This window comes from Reyranella sp., assembly GCF_965229815.1.
Classification (GTDB): Bacteria; Pseudomonadota; Alphaproteobacteria; order Reyranellales; family Reyranellaceae; genus Reyranella.
In genome coordinates, this window is the sequence record NZ_CBDDJN010000006.1 from 3,349,633 (window position 1) to 3,366,468 (window position 16,836).

General features: G+C 69.8%; 17 protein-coding genes. 5 read left to right on the forward strand and 12 right to left on the reverse strand.

Annotated features, from left to right (window positions below; translation table 11 throughout):
- Positions 1 to 4 precede the first annotated feature (4 nt).
- Positions 5 to 463, forward strand: coding sequence for a flavodoxin family protein (locus ACO073_RS27455; RefSeq protein WP_422002092.1), 459 nt, complete (start codon positions 5 to 7; stop codon positions 461 to 463).
- A 46-nt stretch (positions 464 to 509) separates the two neighbouring features.
- Here ACO073_RS27455 and ACO073_RS27460 read toward each other — a convergent pair whose 3' ends face one another.
- From ACO073_RS27460 to ACO073_RS27490, 7 genes are all read right to left on the reverse strand, one after another.
- A complete protein-coding gene (locus ACO073_RS27460; RefSeq protein ID WP_422002094.1) occupies positions 510 to 2,075 on the reverse strand; it encodes an MFS transporter in 1,566 nt (521 codons plus the stop codon).
- A gap of 14 nt (positions 2,076 to 2,089) precedes the next feature.
- A complete protein-coding gene (locus tag ACO073_RS27465; RefSeq protein WP_422002096.1) occupies positions 2,090 to 3,022 on the reverse strand; it encodes a hypothetical protein in 933 nt (310 codons plus the stop codon).
- Entirely contained in the window at positions 3,019 to 4,038 is a 1,020-nt protein-coding gene (locus ACO073_RS27470; protein ID WP_422002098.1) for a helix-turn-helix domain-containing protein, read from the reverse strand. The genes ACO073_RS27465 and ACO073_RS27470 overlap by 4 nt, the downstream gene beginning before the upstream one ends.
- Before the next feature lie 114 nt (positions 4,039 to 4,152).
- Positions 4,153 to 4,917, reverse strand: a complete 765-nt coding sequence (locus ACO073_RS27475) for a DUF4239 domain-containing protein (RefSeq protein ID WP_422002100.1) — start codon at positions 4,915 to 4,917, stop codon at positions 4,153 to 4,155.
- A 29-nt stretch (positions 4,918 to 4,946) separates the two neighbouring features.
- Positions 4,947 to 5,750, reverse strand: a complete 804-nt coding sequence (locus tag ACO073_RS27480; RefSeq protein ID WP_422002101.1) for an SDR family NAD(P)-dependent oxidoreductase — start codon at positions 5,748 to 5,750, stop codon at positions 4,947 to 4,949.
- A 67-nt stretch (positions 5,751 to 5,817) separates the two neighbouring features.
- Positions 5,818 to 7,038 (reverse strand): acyl-CoA dehydrogenase family protein, encoded by a 1,221-nt coding sequence (locus ACO073_RS27485; protein ID WP_422002103.1) that lies wholly within the window; start codon positions 7,036 to 7,038, stop codon positions 5,818 to 5,820.
- A gap of 23 nt (positions 7,039 to 7,061) precedes the next feature.
- The gene (locus ACO073_RS27490) at positions 7,062 to 8,186 is read right to left on the reverse strand and encodes an acyl-CoA dehydrogenase family protein (protein ID WP_422002105.1); all 1,125 of its coding nucleotides are present in this window, start codon (positions 8,184 to 8,186) and stop codon (positions 7,062 to 7,064) included.
- A 103-nt stretch (positions 8,187 to 8,289) separates the two neighbouring features.
- On the opposite strand from ACO073_RS27490, the gene ACO073_RS27495 reads away from it, so the two are divergent.
- Positions 8,290 to 8,637, forward strand: a complete 348-nt coding sequence (locus tag ACO073_RS27495; RefSeq protein ID WP_422002107.1) for a DOPA 4,5-dioxygenase family protein — start codon at positions 8,290 to 8,292, stop codon at positions 8,635 to 8,637.
- Positions 8,638 to 8,639: 2 nt separating this feature from the next.
- A complete protein-coding gene (locus ACO073_RS27500; protein ID WP_422002108.1) occupies positions 8,640 to 9,122 on the forward strand; it encodes a CinA family protein in 483 nt (160 codons plus the stop codon).
- Between the two features lie 39 nt (positions 9,123 to 9,161).
- Here the strand turns inward: ACO073_RS27500 and ACO073_RS27505 are convergent, their stop codons facing one another.
- The 3 genes from ACO073_RS27505 to ACO073_RS27515 all read right to left on the reverse strand — a co-directional run bounded on the left by ACO073_RS27505 (position 9,162) and on the right by ACO073_RS27515 (position 11,277).
- Positions 9,162 to 9,563 (reverse strand): DUF423 domain-containing protein, encoded by a 402-nt coding sequence (locus ACO073_RS27505; RefSeq protein WP_422002110.1) that lies wholly within the window; start codon positions 9,561 to 9,563, stop codon positions 9,162 to 9,164.
- 2 nt (positions 9,564 to 9,565) lie between these two features.
- Entirely contained in the window at positions 9,566 to 10,369 is an 804-nt protein-coding gene (locus ACO073_RS27510; RefSeq protein ID WP_422002111.1) for an SDR family NAD(P)-dependent oxidoreductase, read from the reverse strand.
- A gap of 134 nt (positions 10,370 to 10,503) precedes the next feature.
- Positions 10,504 to 11,277 (reverse strand): enoyl-CoA hydratase/isomerase family protein, encoded by a 774-nt coding sequence (locus ACO073_RS27515; protein ID WP_422002112.1) that lies wholly within the window; start codon positions 11,275 to 11,277, stop codon positions 10,504 to 10,506.
- Between the two features lie 89 nt (positions 11,278 to 11,366).
- Between ACO073_RS27515 and ACO073_RS27520 the strand changes: the two genes are divergently transcribed.
- Both ACO073_RS27520 and ACO073_RS27525 read left to right on the forward strand, forming a co-directional pair.
- The gene (locus ACO073_RS27520; RefSeq protein WP_422002114.1) at positions 11,367 to 12,308 is read left to right on the forward strand and encodes a 3-hydroxyacyl-CoA dehydrogenase family protein; all 942 of its coding nucleotides are present in this window, start codon (positions 11,367 to 11,369) and stop codon (positions 12,306 to 12,308) included.
- 528 nt (positions 12,309 to 12,836) lie between these two features.
- The gene (locus ACO073_RS27525) at positions 12,837 to 13,352 is read left to right on the forward strand and encodes a hypothetical protein (RefSeq protein ID WP_422002116.1); all 516 of its coding nucleotides are present in this window, start codon (positions 12,837 to 12,839) and stop codon (positions 13,350 to 13,352) included.
- A gap of 149 nt (positions 13,353 to 13,501) precedes the next feature.
- Here the strand turns inward: ACO073_RS27525 and ACO073_RS27530 are convergent, their stop codons facing one another.
- Together ACO073_RS27530 and ACO073_RS27535 are read right to left on the reverse strand one after the other, a co-directional pair.
- Positions 13,502 to 15,208, reverse strand: coding sequence for a DEAD/DEAH box helicase (locus ACO073_RS27530; protein ID WP_422002118.1), 1,707 nt, complete (start codon positions 15,206 to 15,208; stop codon positions 13,502 to 13,504).
- Positions 15,209 to 15,489: 281 nt separating this feature from the next.
- A partial coding sequence (locus tag ACO073_RS27535) for an amidohydrolase family protein (RefSeq protein ID WP_422002120.1) occupies positions 15,490 to 16,836 on the reverse strand: 1,347 nt, incomplete at its 5' end.

A 16,836-nucleotide genomic window follows, 5' to 3' on the forward strand; every position in this document is an offset into this window, starting at 1 on the left:
CTCGATGTCGAAGAGCCTGCTCATTGTGGCCCATGCTCCGTCGGAGAACACCCTCTCCCTGCGGCAGGCCGTGGAACGCGGCGCGCTCAGCGAAACGGATATCGACGTCCGCGTGGTCGCGCCCCTGCAGGCCGGGCCTGAGGACGTGCTGGCGGCCCAGGCCGTCATCCTCGGGACGACCGAGAATCTCGGTTACATGAGCGGCGCGCTGAAGGACTTCTTCGACCGGTCCTACAATCCGCTGCTCGAGCGCACCCAGGGGCTGCCCTGCGCGGTCTACATCCGGGCCGGCAGCGACGGCACCGGCACGCGGCGCGGCATCGAGACCATCCTGACCGGCTTGCGCTGGCGTCTCGTGCAGGAGCCGCTGATCTGCCGCGGCGCCTGGCAGCCGGCGTTCGTCGAGCAATGCGAGGAGCTGGGCGCCGCCATGGCGGCGGGCCTCGCCGGCGGTATTTTCTGACCGTCCCGGCCGGGACGCTCGATGCCGGCGCCGGCTGCTCAGTCCCTCACCCGGCGGCCGCGGGCGCGCCTCCCGACCGATGCCGCGGCAGGATCCAGAAGCAGACGACGCCGATAACCGCGATCAACGCGGCCATGACCAGCAGCGTGAGGCGATAGCTGTCGAGATAGGCCGTCGTCGCGCTGGCGATCACCTCCTGCACCAGCTTCGCGTCGTAGGCCGTCGCCGTCCCGGTCTGCACGTACGACTGGATGATGCCGACCGACTGCGCCTGCTCGGCCGGCGTCGCGCCGGCCTGCTCGAGGCGCTGGCGCAGGTCGGGCGAGAACAGGCCGTAAACCAGCGACGAGGAGAGCGCGAGGCCAAGCGCGAAGCCGAACTGGCCGAACGCGGTGCGCGACGAGCCGATGGCGCCCACCAGCGCGGGCGGCGGCTTGGCGACGAAGACGTTGGCCGTCGGGGCCTGGGTGAGCATGAGCCCGACACCCGCCACCATGAGCGGTACTACGAACACGAGGTAGGACGTCGACGGGCCGGCGAAGGCCATCGCCGCGAGAGAAGCCGCCATGGCGATCAGCCCGACCGGGACGAGCAGGCGCATCGACACGCCGCGCGCCACCAGACTTCCCGCCCAGCTTGCCGCAACGATGCAGGCGGCGATGAACGGCAGTTGGCCGAGGCTCACCTCGAAGGGCGTGAAGCGATAGACGTACTGCCAGAGCAGCGAGAGCTGGATGGCCACGACCGCGTTGCCGATGTTGAAGGCGATTCCGGCCAGCGCGCCGACCATCAGCTCGGGATCGCCGAAGGAGCGGATCGGGAAGGCCGGCCGCGCCGTCCGCGCCTCCCACCAGGAGAAGCCCACGAGCATCGCTGTCCCCAGCGCCAGCGGCGCCAGCACCCGGACACTGCCCCAGCCCGCCGAGGCCGCGTTGCTGACGCCGTACAGCACGGCGACGAGACCGACCGCCACCAGCGCCAGGCCGATGCCGTCGAACCGGCCCGCCGCCGGATCGCGGGCTTCCGGCACGCTCCGAAGGCACAGCAGCAGCGCCGCCACGCCGACGGCCGGGCCGAGCAGGTAGGCGGCGCGCCAGCTCACGCCCGCGAGATAGCCGCCGAGCAGGCACAGGACCACGACGCCGAGCGTCTGCAGGGCCAGCCAGCGCGCCACCGCCTTTGCCAGCGCGTCAGGGTCGGGCGCGATCGCCCGCAGGAGCGCGAAGGAGAGGCCGAAGGAGGCGGCGAAGCCGACCCCCGACAGGACACGCCCGAGCGAGAAGATCGCCGCATTCGGGGCCAGCGCCGTCACGATGCCGCCCGCCAGCGTCACGACCAGGCCGAACAGCATGATCTTCCGGCGCCCCAGCCGGTCGCCGAGGCTGCCGGTCGTCAGGATGGCGGCGGCGATGCACAGCGTTCCGATGCTCGCGGCCAGCGCCCGCCCGGCACCGGTCATGTGCAGCTCGTTGCCGGCCGCCACCACGGCGATGTTGTGGATGGACGGATCGAGGCTCATGGGCATGGAGGCGCCGACCAGCGCGAGCAGCGCCGGAAGCGACGATCGCGAGGCATCGCGCCGCGTGCCGGCGTCTTCGGTCGCTGGGCTCATGGCGTATCCGACGTTCAGAAGCGGAGGGTGAAGCCCACCAGGGGCCCGTGCAGGACGAGGTTGGCGCCTGCGGCATTGCTGCCCCAGCCCGTGCTGTAGTCGACGCCCAGCGCGCGATAGCCGATCACGCCGGCCAGCGAATAGCCGGTGAATTGCCAGGAGTAGCTGTAGACGCCGACCGCCTGCCACGCGATCTGGCTGGCGAAGCCGAAGCCCCCGACATCGCCGCGCACCATCAGATGCTGGCTGGGCGTGAACTGGTGCCGCACCCGCACGCCGATCACCGGATCGACCCAGGCGACGTTGCCGGAACGGGCGATCGAGAAGGCCCGTCCCTGCTCGATGCCGAGGCTGGTGACGTTGACCGACGCCAGCACGTTGAGATTGATGTCGCTCGACTGGCTCCAGTAGCGGAAGCCCAGCAGGCCGTCGATGGCGGTGAACGATCCGGGCGCATGCGTCCAGCGCGCGGCCTCGTAGAGGCCGCCCATCTCGATGATGGTCATCGAGGTCGTGAGCGCGGTGTTGGTGCGGGCGCTGAGCTGCACGCCGGGCAGCGGATTGCGGTAGGTCGCCGACCCGCGGTCGAAGCCGAGCTTGGTCCAGACCAGGTCGCCGTAGACCCCGACCTTGCCCTTGTCGGCCTCGACATAGGCCATGAACGCCGCGATCGAATCGCTCTTGGCGACGATCTGCGGGAAGCTCGCGTTGAGGTCGACCGTCTGCCCGCGGGACGTGAGGCTCCCGGAGACTCCGATCAGCCAGCCGTAGGCGGTGGCCTGGAAGCGCCAGCCGTCCGGGTCGGATGCGGGCGGCTCGCCGGCCGCCTGCCCGATCTCGACGCCGGCCGTCTCCCCGTCGGCGGCAAGGACGGCCATCGGGCTGCCGAGGGTGCAGGCGATCGCAAGGGCGATGGCGGTCCTGTCGACCCGGGAAGTTTTCGTCACGTCCGACCTCGCGGAACCACGCCCGCCGGCGGCGGGCCGCCCATGGCTAGGCCCCGTCGTCCGGGGTGGCTATCCGAATTGCGCAGGTCGGGAGCGGCCGGGTTCCCGCCCGCTCGCGCCAGGGTGGCGCTCGGGACCTCGCCGAAGGTCTCGCCATAGGCAGCGGCAAAGCGGCTGAGATGCCAGAAGCCGAGGCCGAAGGCGACGTCGGTCACCGTCGCACCCGCCTCCGGACGCCGCAGCATGGCGCGTGCCCGCCACAGGCGCCGCCAACGCAGATAGGCCCACGGCGACCGGCCGGTCCGCTGGCGCACCACCGCTTCCAGCGAGCGGCGCGACGTCCCGCTGCGGCGGCAGAGCGTCACCATGTCGAGCGGCCCCTCGCCCGCCTCCTCGATGGCCCGCTCGAAGCGCATCATGATCCGCGAGTGACGCCCGACCGCCGCGCGGTCCGGACGGAAGGCCCCGTCGTCGCCCAGCGCGGCGATCACCTCGAGCTGGGCATTGCGCAGGGAGACCCGGGTGGCCGCGGTCGCGAGCAGCCGCGGTTCGGCGTCGAGGCGATCCACGAGCGCGCGCCCCAGGGCGACGAACCGCTGGCGCGCGCCATGCAGCGCCACGCGCCATCGACCCGGCGCAACGGCAGCCCGGAAGGGCAGATCGAGCTCGGCGGCTGCGGCGAAGAGCGACGGCTGGAGGGCGAACGTCATGATCCGCGCCCGGCCGGCGCTGCGCATCGTGCCGCCCTCGCCCGGCCGTACCGGGACGATCTCGTCGTCCGCCACGGCCTGGCCGTTCACTGCGCAGGCAGGGCTGATCACGTGCCACACGTTGAAATCGCGCACGCGCTCGTCCAGCGCGACGAGGGTGGCCTGGTCCATTTCCAGCCGGGCCAGGACCAGCCCGTCGAGATCGAGGTGCCAGTAGCGCCCGTTGAAGGCGGGTCCCTCGTCGGCGACACAATGGATGGTGGCCCCCGGGATGGCCCGGGCCAGTTCCTCGCCGTCGTCGCTCACGGTCCGGTGAAAGACAGGCATCACGTCAGGCCACGGCACCTCTGTGCGGCCGGCCGCAGGGCCGGCCTGCCGACAGTATGCCACAGATCGGCGACGGGACACGCGCCCCTCCCGTCACGAGCTGAGCACGCCCAGGGCATTGCGCAACGGGTCCGGCGAGATCTGCATGAGGCCGCCGAACGGATCGTTCAGTTCCAGGATCAGGAAGATCGCCCCCGAGGCCGACAGGGCGATGACCGCCAGGATGACGCCGCTGGTCGGATTGACCGCCGTGAACAGCGTGTATCCCGCGAACAGGATGGTGAGCCAGAAGACCACGATCACCAGGATCGCCGTCGGCAGGCCGGCCTCGCTTTCCTCGAACAGCAGCACCCTCGCCTCGGTGATCGACGCCACGATGGCGAGCGCCCGGAACTTCAGGCTGCGCTGCACGTCGGTCTGCGGCGCCAGCGCCTCGACCGCCTCGTAGACCTTCTCGCCTTCGAGGCTGGGCTGGTACGGCGCGCCGCCCGTCGGCGGAGAAATCGCCCGCTGCCCCCAGATTCGGTCGATCATCGGTCCCATGGCCACGCGCTGCATCTCGCGGGCCGCCCGGGCCTCCGGTCCGTAGCGCTTCAGCAGCTCGTCGAGGAGCACCAGCTTGGCGGCGATGGTCTTGATCTCGCTGCGCTGGGTCTCGTAGGTGCCCTTGGCGGAAGTGATCAGCAGCCCCAGCACCAGGGCGGTGACGGTGGCGATCAGGCCCGAGCCCAGCCGCACCACGTCTTTCGACTGGTCGTCGAGATGCTGTCGCGGCAGGGAGCGCCGCAGCACCGTGCCCAGCCAGGCGCCCAGGACCATCAGCGCGGCGGCGGCCAGCGAAATCAGCAGGGGGTTCACGGCCGCCACTCTCCTCGTACGGGACCGCGCTATTGTGCCGTGTAGCCCCCGTCAACGACCAGACCCGAGCCGGTCATGAAGCCGGCATCGTCGGACGCCAGGAACACGATGCCCTTGGCGATGTCCTCGGCCAGGCCCAGCCGGCCGATCGGATGCATGCGGATCGAGACGGCGCGCGTCTCCTCGGTGTCGTTCGTGCCCTGCGCACGGGCCCGCATGGCAAAGGTCTGCTGGCCCATGTCGGTGTCGATGACGCCGGGATGGATCGAGTTGACCCGGATGCGGTAGCCCTTGCGGCCGAACTCGAGCGCGGTCGACTTGGTGAACATCGTCACCCCGCCCTTGGTGAGCGAATAGAGCGGATCGAGCTGCGAGCCGACCAGTCCCGCCACCGAGGCGAGGTTCACGATGGCGGAACCGTGCGCGCTCCCGGCGGCGCTCGCCTTGAGGGCGGGCAGCGCCGCCCGCGTGCCCAGCACGACGCCGGTCAGGTTGACGGCGACCAGCCGGTTCCACTCGTCGAGGCTCGCATCCTCGACGCCCTTGCCGATGAAGATGCCGGCATTGTTCACCAGCACGTCGAGCTTGCCGAACTTCGCGAGGGCGGCGTCGATCGCCGCCTGCCAGCTCGCCTCCTGCGTCACGTCGAGCGACACGTAGAGCGCCTGGCCGCCCGCGGCCTCGATCTCCCGCGCGGTCTGCCGGCCGCGCTCGTCCAGCACGTCGCCGATCACGACCTTCGCGCCCACGCTCGCCATCAGCGTCGCCGTGGCGCCTCCGATCCCGCGCGCCGCGCCCGACAGGAACGCGACCTTGCCATCCAGCCTGTTCATCTTTCCTCCCGATCGTCTTCGGGAGGCATGCTGCCTGCCGCCGGCCGCCGGCGGAAGGGCCGATTGGTCAGCCCTTGAGCTTGTTGAACGGCACGTCCTTGTCGACGCGCACGTCGGCCGGCAGGCCGAGCACGCGCTCGGCCACGATGTTGCGCAGGATCTCGTCGGTGCCGCCGGCGATGCGGAAGCCGGCGCCGCCGACCCACTGGGCCTGGAAGCCCGCGGCGTGCGGCACGTCCTCCTTCATGATGCCGGCCGGCCCCATCAGCTCCATGGCGAAGGCGCCCATGTCCTGCATCTTCGGCGCGGCGACGATCTTGATGATCGACGATTCCGGTCCTGGCGTCTGGCCCTTGGAGAGGGCGGTCAGCGTGCGGTAGCGCGTCAGCTTCAGCCCCTGCTGCTGGACGTACCAGTCGGCGATCTTGGAGCGCACCTGGCTGTTGCGGATCGCCGGCCCGTCCTCGAGCTCGGTGTCGCGGGCGAGCTCCATCAGCTCATCGACGTCGAGGCCGCCCGAGGGCAGGCCGACGGCCAGCCGCTCGTTCATCAGCGTGGTCAGCGCCGCCTTCCAGCCCTCGCCCACCTTGCCCAGCCGCTGGCTGTCGGGGATGCGCACGTCGGTGAAGAAGACCTCGTTGAAGTTGGCGCCGCCCGACATCTGCTTGATCGGCCGCACCTCGACCCCCGGCGTCTTCATCGACAGGAAGAACATGGTCAGTCCCTGGTGCTTCGGGACATTGGGATCGGTGCGAGTGATAACGATGCCGTAGTCGCTGTAATGCGCGCCCGAGGTCCAGACCTTCTGGCCGTTGATCACCCAGTCGTCGCCGTCGCGCTCGGCCCTGGTGCGGATGCCGGCGACGTCGGAACCGGCCGCCGGCTCGGAGAAGAGCTGGCACCACACTTCCTGGCCGTGCAGCGCCGGCTTGACGTAGCGCTGGAGCTGCTCGGGCTTGGCATAGGCCATCATGGTCGGGATGCACATGCCCAGCCCGATGTCGAAGAAACCGAGCGGCACCAGGTAGTCGGCCTCCTCCTGCTGGTAGATCACCTGCAGGATGGGCGAGCCGCCACGGCCGCCATATTCCTTGGGCCAGGTGATGCGCGCATAGCCTGCCTTCGCCTTCTTGTCCTGCCACTCCTTCGCCTTCTTGAGCAGCTCGGGATCGTCGTTGCGGGCGCGGAAGCTCGCCTTGTCGTCGCTCTTGCGCGTGGCGTTGGCGTCGAGCCAGGCGCGCACTTCCTTGCGGAACGCGGCTTCTTCCGCCGTGTCGTTGAAGTCCATGGTTTCCTCCACTGCAGCTTTGGTTAAGCTGCGTTCTTCTGTTCGAGGCGGCTGACCAGCTTGTCCTTCCACGCCATCGGGCCGCCGATCGACAGGGCCATCACACGGGACCGGCGGTAGTGGAACTGGGTGTCGGCCTCCCAGGTGAAACCGATGCCGCCGTGCGTCTGGATGTTCTCCTTGGCCGCGAAGTCGTAGGCCTCGGTGGCCGCGATGCGCGCCGCCGCCGCCGCCAGCGGCAGGTCGGCACCGCCCTCGGTCAGCATCATCGCGCCGTAATAGGCGTTGGAGCGCGCCAGCTCGAGCTTGACGTAGCAGTCGGCCAGCTTGTGCTTGATCGCCTGGTAGGAGCCGATGGCACGGCCGAAGGCCTGGCGCTGCAGGGCGTAGTCGCGCGCCATCCACATCGCGGCCTCGGCGCCGCCCACCTGGGCGAAGGCGAAGTACACGGCGGCGGCATCGTAGAGGCGCTCGAGCGTGCGCCAGCCCTCGCCCTCGGCGCCCAGCAGCTCGGCGGTGGCGTCGGTGAAGGTGAGCTCGGCGTGCTTGCGCGCCGGGTCGATCGTCTCGACGCGCTTCTTCGCCACGGCCGCCTGCTTGAGATCGACCAGCACCAGAGACACCGCGCGATCTCCTTGCCCGCCGGTGTTGGCGAGCACGATGGCGAAGGTCGCCGCCTCGCCGTCGGCCACCGGCACCTTCTTGCCGTTGAGGCGGCCGTTGCCGAAGGTCGTGCGGATGGTGCGCGGCTTGGGCGGCTGCGCGCCCTCGGCGACGGCCAAGGTGCCGATCGCCTGGCCGGCGGCCAGCGCCGGCAGCCACTTCTTCTTCTGCGCCTCAGAGCCCGCGAGCTTCAGCGCCTCGGTCGCCAGCACGACCGACGTGTCGAACGGCACCGGCGCCGCGGCGCGGCCAATCTCCTCGGCGACGACGCAGAGCTCGAGCGGCGAGAGGCCGAGCCCGCCATGCTCCTCGGGAATCGCGATGCCCGGAACGCCGAGGTCGACCAGGCCTTTCCAGACCTCCTCGGCATGGGTCTCGTTGCCATCGAGCACGCGCCGCACGACTTTCGTCGGGCACTTGTCGGTGAGGAACTTGCGAACCTGCTCCTTGAGCAGCTTCTGGTCGTCGGAGAAATCGAAGTTCATGATGGGGGCAGCCTAGCAAGCAACCTCGCATCGGGGAACGGTAGAGGGTTCCGACCTGCGGTTGCACGAAACGGCACATTTCAAGGCGTGATAGGATGAACGGATGGACACGACCGCGATCAAGGACTGGCACGCCCACGTCTACTTCGACGCCGCTTCGCGCGAGCCCGCCTGGGCCTTGCGCGAGCGCATCGAGAAGGCCTTCGACATCGAGATGGGCCGCTTCCACGAGAAGCCGGTCGGCCCGCATCCGCGCTTCAGCTACCAGGTCGCCTTCCGCAACGACCAGCTCGCGCCGCTCCTGTCCTGGCTCACCCTGAACCGCGGCGACCTCACGGTCTTCGTCCATCCCAATACCGGCCACGACCTCGAAGACCATCGCGACCGCGCGATCTGGCTCGGCCAGCAGGTGCCGCTGGTCCTCGACATCTTCACGAACAGGAAGGACTGATCATGGACTCGCTTCTGCCGCTGGCGAAGAAGGTCGGCGACAAGCTGAAGGCCCGCAAGGAGACGGTCGGAGTCTCCGAATCCTCGGCCGGCGGGCTGATCTCGGCCGTGCTGCTGGCCGTGCCCGGCGCCTCGGCCTACTTCATGGGCGGTGCCGTGGTCTACACGCGGCCCGCTGGCGAGATGTTCCTGGGCGCCACCAAGGAAAAACGCGCCGGCATCCGCTCCTCGTCCGAGCCGTGGGCAACGCTGGCGGCCGAGCTGGTGCGCGAGCGGCTGAACACGACCTGGGGCCTCGCCGAGACCGGCGCCTCGGGCCCGACCGGCAATTCCTATGGCGATCCCGCCGGCCACACCTGCGTCGCCGTCGTCGGCCCGAAGGGCAAGATCGCACGCACGCTGCGCACCGGTTCCAACGACCGCGTCGCCAACATGCGCGCCTTCGCGGCCGAGGCGCTCAAGCTGCTGGACGAGCAGCTTTCCTGACGAGAGGCTTCGCGCGACTGAGCGATCGACTTCGGCCGGTCAACCGGCGCCCGGCCTCATCAGTGCGGCCAGAGCGAGGCTCAGCCAGCCCAGGATGAACGCGGCGCCGCCGATCGGCGCCACGGCCCCCATCCAGCGGGGCCCGCCGAAGGCGAGCGCGTAGAGAGCTCCCGGAAAGAGCACGCTGCCCAGCACGAACAGGCACTGCGCGACGAGAGCGACGGGCGCGTTCACCGTCGCGGTGCGAACGAGGACCACAACGCCGATGATCGCGAGCGCGTGGATGACCTGATACTGGCTGCCGGTCTGCAGCCACTCCCTCGCCTTGCGGCCGGCCTCGGTCGACAAGTCGAGGCCGTGGGCGGCGAAGGCGCCGACGATCACCGAGATCGCGCCGCTCAGCGCGGCGACGACGATCCAGCCCTTGGCCGCGGCGCCCATGGTCACTCCGGCCGCCGCGTCGGCCGGCCGCCGGCGGTGATGCCGCCGTCGATCACCAGCTCCTGGCCCGTCATGTAGCCGGCGGCGTCGGTGCAGAGGAACAGCACGCCGTTGGCGATGTCCTGCGCCAGGCCGACGCGCGTCAGCGGCACGGTGCCGGCCGCCCGCTCGGCGGGATCGATCGGCGCGTTGCGGCGGTTGCCCTCGGCGGCGGTCGGGATTTTGTCCCAGATCGGCGTGGCGATGATGCCGGGATGCACCGAGTTGCAGCGGATATTGTCGTGCGCGTGCTCCAGCGCCACCGACTTGGCGAACAGGCGCACGCCACCCTTGGTCGCCGAGTAGGCGGCGAGCCCGGGCGCGCCGCGCAGGCCCGCAATCGACGACATCAGCACGATCGAGCCGCCGCCCGCCTTGCGCAGCGCCGGGATGGCGTTCTTCACCGACAGGAAGACGCCGTCGAGGTTGATCGCCTGCTGCTTCTGCCAGTCGCCGAGCGTCATCGTCTCGATCGGCGCCATGATGCCGATGCCGGCATTGGCGACCATGATGTCGAGCCGGCCGAACTGCGTCTCCGCCTCGGCGATCACGCCGGGCCAGGCCGCCTCGTCGCGCACGTCGTGATGGCGGTAGCGCGCCGTGCCGCCCGCCTTCGCGATGCGCTCGACCAGCGCCTGGCCACGCGCGTCGTCGATGTCGGTGATGAGGACCTTGCCGCCCTCGCGCGCCAGGGTCTCCGAGCAGGCCTCGCCGATGCCGGAGGCGCCACCCGTGACGATGGCGGCCTTGCCCGAGAGCTGACCCATGCTAGTGCCTCCGATCGTGAATGTGCGGGGTCATGGTGCTCAGGATCATGGTCTTCCGGACCGCGAGCCTCCCGGCCCGCTCATGATCATGAGCGAGCCGGGAGGCTCGCGGTCCGGAAGAGTCATGACGGCGGCTACCGGCCCTTCCAGTTGCCGGGTCGCTTCTCGGCATAGGACTTCACGCCTTCCTTGAAGTCCTCGGTCTTGCGCGTCCAGTCCTGCTCCGTGAGCTCGCGCTCGGTCGCGACCTCGGCCGCGTCGGCGAAGCCGCGGCGCATCGTCTCGCGCGTCGACAGCAGCGCCAGCGGGGCGCTCTCGGCGATCTCCTGGGCGAGTTCCATCGCGCCCTTGCGCACGTCGGCCAGCGGCACCAGCACGTCGGCCAGGCCCCACTCGACGGCCTGTTCGCCGCCGATGCGGCGGCCCGTGTAGAACATGAGGTTGGCGCGCTGCTGGCCGATCAGCCGCGGCAGCGTGTAGGTCAGCGAGAAGCCGGGATGGAAGCCGAGCCGCGTGAAGTTGGCGGCAAAGCGACCCTCGGCGCAGGTCACGCGGAAATCGGCCATGACGGCGAGGCCGAGGCCGCCGCCGATCGCCGGTCCCTGGATCGCTGCGACGCTGGGCTTCTTGGCGCGGAACAGGCGGGTCGCCTCCTTGTAGAGGTGCTTGCCGGACTCGGCGGCGCCGGTCTGCGGCCGGTTGGCGAAGTCTGCGCCCGCGCAGAACGACTTGCCCTGGGCGCACAGGACATAGGACCGGATGCCGGGCTCGCGGTCGAACGCCTCGAAGGCATCGGCGATCTGGTTGATCAGCGAATTGTCGAAGAAATTGTGCGGCGGCCGCTGGATTTCGACGATGCCGACCGGACCTTCGTTGCTGACGCCGATATCCTTGTAGGTGGCGCTCATCTTTCTCTCCCAGGGGCTATAAGTGAGCGGCGATATTGCCCCGCCGCCGGGGCGCCCGTCGAGTTCCAGAGGGTTGGGGAGGACGATCAATGCCGCAAAGCGAACACCAGGCACCCGGTCACGCGCTGGTCGTGGGCGGGGGCACCATGGGCGTGGGAATCATCGCCATGTTCCTGGCCGGCGGCTGGAAGGTGGACGTCGTGTCGCGCTCCGCCTCGACGCGCGAAGGCCTGCCCGACGCCTGCGCCCGCGCCCTCACCGCGCTGGGCAAGCCCGCCGACACGTCGGGACTGGCGACCTGGGCCACCCTGCCGGAGGCGGCCTGGACGGCGATCGACATCGTGGTCGAGACGGTGACCGAGGACCTCGAGCTGAAGCGCCGCCTGTTCGCCGAGATGGAGGCGCTGGCGCGGCCCGATGCCGCGATCACCTCGAACTCCTCGAGCTTCCCGATCAGCGAGATCGCCACGGGCCTCGCGACGCAGGGCCGCATGATGGGCCTGCACTTCTTCATGCCGGCGCATCTCATCCCCCTGGTCGAGGTCGTGCGCTCGGTCCACACCGACGTCGCCCTGGCCGAGCGTGTCGGCGCGATCATGCGCGCGCTGGGCAAGCGGCCGGTGCAGGTGAGGAAGGACGTGATCGGCTTCCTCGGCAACCGAATCCAGGGCGCGCTGATGCGCGAGGCGCTGTGGCTGATCGAGCAGGGCGTCGCCTCGCCCGAGGACATCGACGCCACGGTGCGCCTGTCGTTCGGCTTCCGCTATGCCGCGGCCGGCCCGATCGTGCAGAAGGAGCATTCGGGCTGGGACACGACCTGCGCCGTGGCCAAGATCATCTGGCCCGACCTCACCAATGCCGACGGCCCGCCGCCGGTCCTGCAGAAGAACGTCGACGAGGGCCGCATCGGCTTCAAGACCAAGCGCGGCTTCTTCGACTGGGACGACGAGTCGATCGCCAGGGAGCGCGCCCGCTACGAGCGCGCGCTGCGCAAATGCCTCGAGATATTCAAGGACGAGGGGATTCTCTAGACGACGTTCCTGCGGACTGAACTGCACATGCGTAAAGTGGCTCCGTCGTCCCGACCGGAGCGCAGCGGAGTGGAGGGACCTCGCTTCAACGACTAGCCAAAATTCGCTGCGACAAGGTCCTCCCCTTCGCGCTTCGCACTCCGGTCGGGACGACGAATGGAGTGGAGCCGCAATCCGCGCGGGACGCACGTCTTTCGCGTGATCTGATCATGATCTTCTGGACCGCGGGCCTCCAGGCCCGCTCATGATCATGAGCGAGCCTGGAGGCTCGCGGTCCGAAAGACGATGAACACCACGAAGTGGGCGACTACGCAGCGCGACCGCGATCGCCGCCACTGCCGCCGAAGCGCCGGCGCTTCCACTGCGGGCGGTCGGCGCCGCGCAGCGAAGGAGTGCGGCGCGCCTCGCGGTCTACGGTATCGGCGCGATCCTGGTGGCGATGGCCCATCTCGCCCTGCTGCAAACGGGGCCCGGCCTCCTCAAGTAGCGCGACATCGACCGATCGTCTGCCATGCTAGGATGGCCGGCATGAAGGTCCTTGCCTTTGCCCTGGTCCTCGTCTGGCTCGGCCTGGGATTTTGGATCATTCGTCTCAGTCTCGGCTTGCGGTCGGAGTATCGACCGCCGTTCGGCCTCGCGGGTCCGCTCGAAATCCTTCGGCTCGACTTCTACACCGACAGGGGCAGGACCATGATCGCCAAGGCGGCCTGCGCGCTCGCCGTGGCGTCGCTTGTCGCGGTCCTGGCCAGCCTGGTCATGGTGAGGCTGCCGCAGCCCGTCGAGGTCGCCCGACCCGGCGCGCGGACTTTCCCGCCCGACTTCGCCTTCTACATCACATCGGCGATATTCTTCACGGCGGCGCAGCTGGCGGGCTTCATCCTGTTGCTGGCCGCAGCCGTCCAATTCGCCTGGGCGACGTTCCGCCCGTCCGCGCGGGCGTTGAAGCTGAACGCCAAGCGTCACGCACTCTACGGCGTCGGGGCGATCGTACTGGCGATCGCCCACTTCGTGCTGCTCAGGATCGGACCCGACCTGCCGAGGTAGCTCGCAGCGCCTCTTCCATCGTCCAGAATCATGTTCTTCCGGCCGGCAGGATCATGCCCGTGCTCGGGGCCGACGCAAAAAGGGCGCGCCCGGGAGGACGCGCCCTTTGCGATCAGCGAGCCCGAGGACTCGCGAAAGCTTGAGCTGCTTTAGGCGGCGCGGCCGCGGCCGCGGCCCCCGCCACCCCCGCCGAAGCGACGACCACCGTTGCCGCGCGGCGGACCGCCGAACGGACGGTCGCCTTGCGGGCGCGGCGTGTAGGGCCGGTTGCCGTGCGGGCGTCCGCCGGCAGGATGCTCGCCGTGTGCCGGACCGGACCGCGGGCGATCGTCGCGCGCGCGATCGTCACGCGGCGCGGCGCGATGGTCGCCGCGAGGCGCATCGCGGTAGTCGCTCCGCGGCGCGTCCCGGTAGTCGCCGCGGGGTGCGTCGCGGTAGTCGCCACGCGGCGCGTCCCGATGGTCGCCGCGGGGCTGGTCGCGATAGTCGCCGCGCGACCACTGATGTTCGGCCGGCGCCGGCGGACGGTCGCCGCGCGAGCGGTCGCCGAAGGCACGCTGGCCCGCCGGGCCTCCGCGGCCCTGGCCGCCTCGACCCTGGCCGCCGCGGCCCGGAGCGCCACCCCGGCCGGCACCGCGATGCCCATGCGGGCGCTCGTCGCGCTCGTCACGCTCATCACGCTCCGTGCGGGGGCGCGCCGGCGGCGTCGCCGGCATGTCCTCGTTGGCCGGCGTGGCGACGATCGGGATGCGCTGGTTGGTCAGGCGCTCGATGCTCTTGAGCTGGCCGCGCTCGCTGCCGTCGCAGAAGGAGATGGCGATGCCCGAGGCGCCGGCGCGCGCCGTGCGGCCGATGCGATGGACGTAGCTCTCGGCGTCAGCCGGCAGCTCGTAGTTGATGACGTGCGTCACGCCCGTGACGTCGATGCCGCGCGAGGCGAGATCGGTCGCGACCAGCACGCGGGCCTTGCCGCGGCTGAAATTGTCGAGCGCCTTCTGCCGGGCATTCTGCGACTTGTTGCCGTGGATCGCCTCGGAGCGCACGCCGCGATCCTCGAGCGCCTCGGCGACGCGGTTGGCGCCGCGCTTGGTGCGGGTGAAGACGATGACGCGCTCGAGCGTGTCGTCGGCCAGCAGGTGGCCGAGCAGCGCGCGCTTGGTCGCGGCCGACACGAAGTAGACGCGCTGGTCGATCTTGTCGACGGTGCGGCCCTGCGGCGCGATCTCGACCTTCTCGGGGTTCTTCAGGATCTCCTGCGCCAGCTTGGCGATGTCGCCCGGCATGGTGGCCGAGAACATCAGCGTCTGCCGCTGCTTGGAGACCGAGCCGATGATGCGGCGCACGTCCTTGATGAAGCCCATGTCGAACATGCGGTCGGCCTCGTCGAGGACGAGGAAGGTCACGTTCGAGAGCTTCACGTTGCCGCGCTCGACGAGGTCGAGCAGGCGGCCCGGTGTCGCCACCAGGATGTCGATGCCGCGCGACAGCGATTCGATCTGGCGGCCGTAGCCCAGGCCGCCGACGACGGTGCAGAGCCGCAGGCCGAGGCCGCGACCGTAGGTGTCGAAGCTGCGCGAGATCTGGACAGCGAGCTCGCGGGTCGGCGCCAGCACGAGGCAGCGCGGGCTCTTGGGCTGCGGCCGCTCGCGGAAGCCGGACAGGTGCTGAAGCACCGGAAGCGCGAAGGCCGCAGTCTTGCCGGTGCCGGTCTGGGCGATGCCCAGCACGTCGCGACCCTGCAGCAGCGCCGGGATGGTCCGCGCCTGGATGGGCGTCGGCACCGTGTAGTTGGCGGCCTCGAGGGCGCGCAGCAGCGGCTCGGCGAGGCCGAGATCCGCAAACGTAACATTACTCACTGAAATACAGTCCTTTTGGCCGCCGACCGTGCCTTGCGGGCACGCGTATGGATGGCGGCTTTTGGCCCGTTCCCGCGCGCGGCTGGGACGGCTCTTCTTTGGGGGATTGTCTCGGGATGAAGCGCCGTCACACAAGAGATGGGGCGCGTCGCGCGATCGCGAGAAACCTTGGTCAGCCCGCAAACCGGCGGGCTGGCGCGTGTATGACGGTGCACCGCAGCAAAGTCAAGCGGCGGCATCGTGGCAGGAAAGCGGCCTCGCCTCCTCCTGCGCGTCCGGCGTCAATGAGCGCGCCGCCGCAGCAGCCGGCCCGGCAGGTTGCCGGTGGGCTCGTTGTCGCGCAGCAGCACCTCGCCGTTCACGATGGTGGCGTGCATGCCCTCGCAGGTCTGCTTCAGCCGCTTGGCGCCGGCCGGCAGGTCGCACACGACCTCGGGCATGTGCGGCCCGACCGTGTCGGGGTCGAACACCACGATGTCGGCCGCCAGCCCCTCGCGCAGCAAGCCGCGGTCGTGGAAGCCGAACTGGGTGGCGGTGTCGTTGGTGATGAGCTTCACCGCCTCCTCCAGCGTGAAGGCCTGGCGGTCGCGCACCCAGTGGCTGAGCAGATGGGTCTGCAGCGAGGAGTCCATGATCTGCGAGACATGGGCGCCCGAGTCGGAGAAAGTCACGACCGAGCGCGGATGCTTCATCAGCTCCAGCGCCTCCTCCTGGTTCTCATTGGCGATCGGCTGGATCATGAAGAACTTCATGTCGCGCTCGAGCGCCATGTCGATCATCAGCTCGACGGGATGCGTGTTGCGCTGCCGCGCCAGCTCGGCCATCGACTTGCGCGGCTCGCGCATGTCGGTCATCGCGTAGATCCAGTCCCATTCCGGCGGCCGCGCCTCGGTGCCGCGCACCGTCGGTCCCTCGTAGGGACGGGAAGCGACCTCGACGAGGCGGCGGCGCCTGTCGGCATCGAGCAGCCACGCCTTCTGTTCGGCGAGTGGCAGCTTGCGCATGTCTCGCCAGACATCCCACTTGTCAAACGGCAGCTGGGTCTCGAACGACAGCAGCACGTTGAGCGCGCGGCTGTGGACCTGGGCGAACATGCGCCCGCCCTGCCGGTTGGTGCGTTCGACGATGTCGAAGGTCGAGCGCCAGCCGCCCGGCAGGGTGCGGCGGTTGAACAGGCCGAAGGTGATCGGCCGGCCGCTCTCGATCGAGAGCTTCGAGAGGCCCTCGTAGTAGCGTCGTGCCTTGTCGCTCTCTGCGCCGCGCGGCTCGCCCGCGACCTCGACCATGCCGCCGCCCATCGCCTTCACCAGCGTCTCGAACTCCTCCCAGGTCGCGAGCCGGCTGGCGACCGGCTTGTCGTCGGAGGTCTGGTGGTTGACCGAGCGCGTGGTCGAGAAGCCGTGCGCGCCGGCCGCGACCGCCTCCTTCGTGAGATCGACCATCCGGCGGAGATCGTCGTCGGTCGCGGCGTCGGTGAAGGCGCGCTGGCCCATCACGTAGGTGCGCAGCGCGCAGTGGCCCATGTAGCCTGCGTAGTTGATGCCCTTGGGAAGCGTGTCCAGCACGTCGAGGAATTGGGGGAAGCTCTCCCAGCGCCACTTGATGCCGGCCAGCATGGCGGCGCGGCT

Coding starts and splice junctions, on each gene's coding strand:
- ACO073_RS27455 (WP_422002092.1), top strand. CDS start 5: ATGTCGAAGAGCCTGCTCATTGTGGCCCATGCTCCGTCGGAGAACACC.
- ACO073_RS27460 (WP_422002094.1), bottom strand. CDS start 2,075: ATGAGCCCAGCGACCGAAGACGCCGGCACGCGGCGCGATGCCTCGCGA.
- ACO073_RS27480 (WP_422002101.1), bottom strand. CDS start 5,750: ATGAACAGGCTGGATGGCAAGGTCGCGTTCCTGTCGGGCGCGGCGCGC.
- ACO073_RS27485 (WP_422002103.1), bottom strand. CDS start 7,038: ATGGACTTCAACGACACGGCGGAAGAAGCCGCGTTCCGCAAGGAAGTG.
- ACO073_RS27490 (WP_422002105.1), bottom strand. CDS start 8,186: ATGAACTTCGATTTCTCCGACGACCAGAAGCTGCTCAAGGAGCAGGTT.
- ACO073_RS27495 (WP_422002107.1), top strand. CDS start 8,290: ATGGACACGACCGCGATCAAGGACTGGCACGCCCACGTCTACTTCGAC.
- ACO073_RS27500 (WP_422002108.1), top strand. CDS start 8,640: ATGGACTCGCTTCTGCCGCTGGCGAAGAAGGTCGGCGACAAGCTGAAG.
- ACO073_RS27505 (WP_422002110.1), bottom strand. CDS start 9,563: ATGGGCGCCGCGGCCAAGGGCTGGATCGTCGTCGCCGCGCTGAGCGGC.
- ACO073_RS27510 (WP_422002111.1), bottom strand. CDS start 10,369: ATGGGTCAGCTCTCGGGCAAGGCCGCCATCGTCACGGGTGGCGCCTCC.
- ACO073_RS27515 (WP_422002112.1), bottom strand. CDS start 11,277: ATGAGCGCCACCTACAAGGATATCGGCGTCAGCAACGAAGGTCCGGTC.
- ACO073_RS27520 (WP_422002114.1), top strand. CDS start 11,367: ATGCCGCAAAGCGAACACCAGGCACCCGGTCACGCGCTGGTCGTGGGC.
- ACO073_RS27525 (WP_422002116.1), top strand. CDS start 12,837: ATGAAGGTCCTTGCCTTTGCCCTGGTCCTCGTCTGGCTCGGCCTGGGA.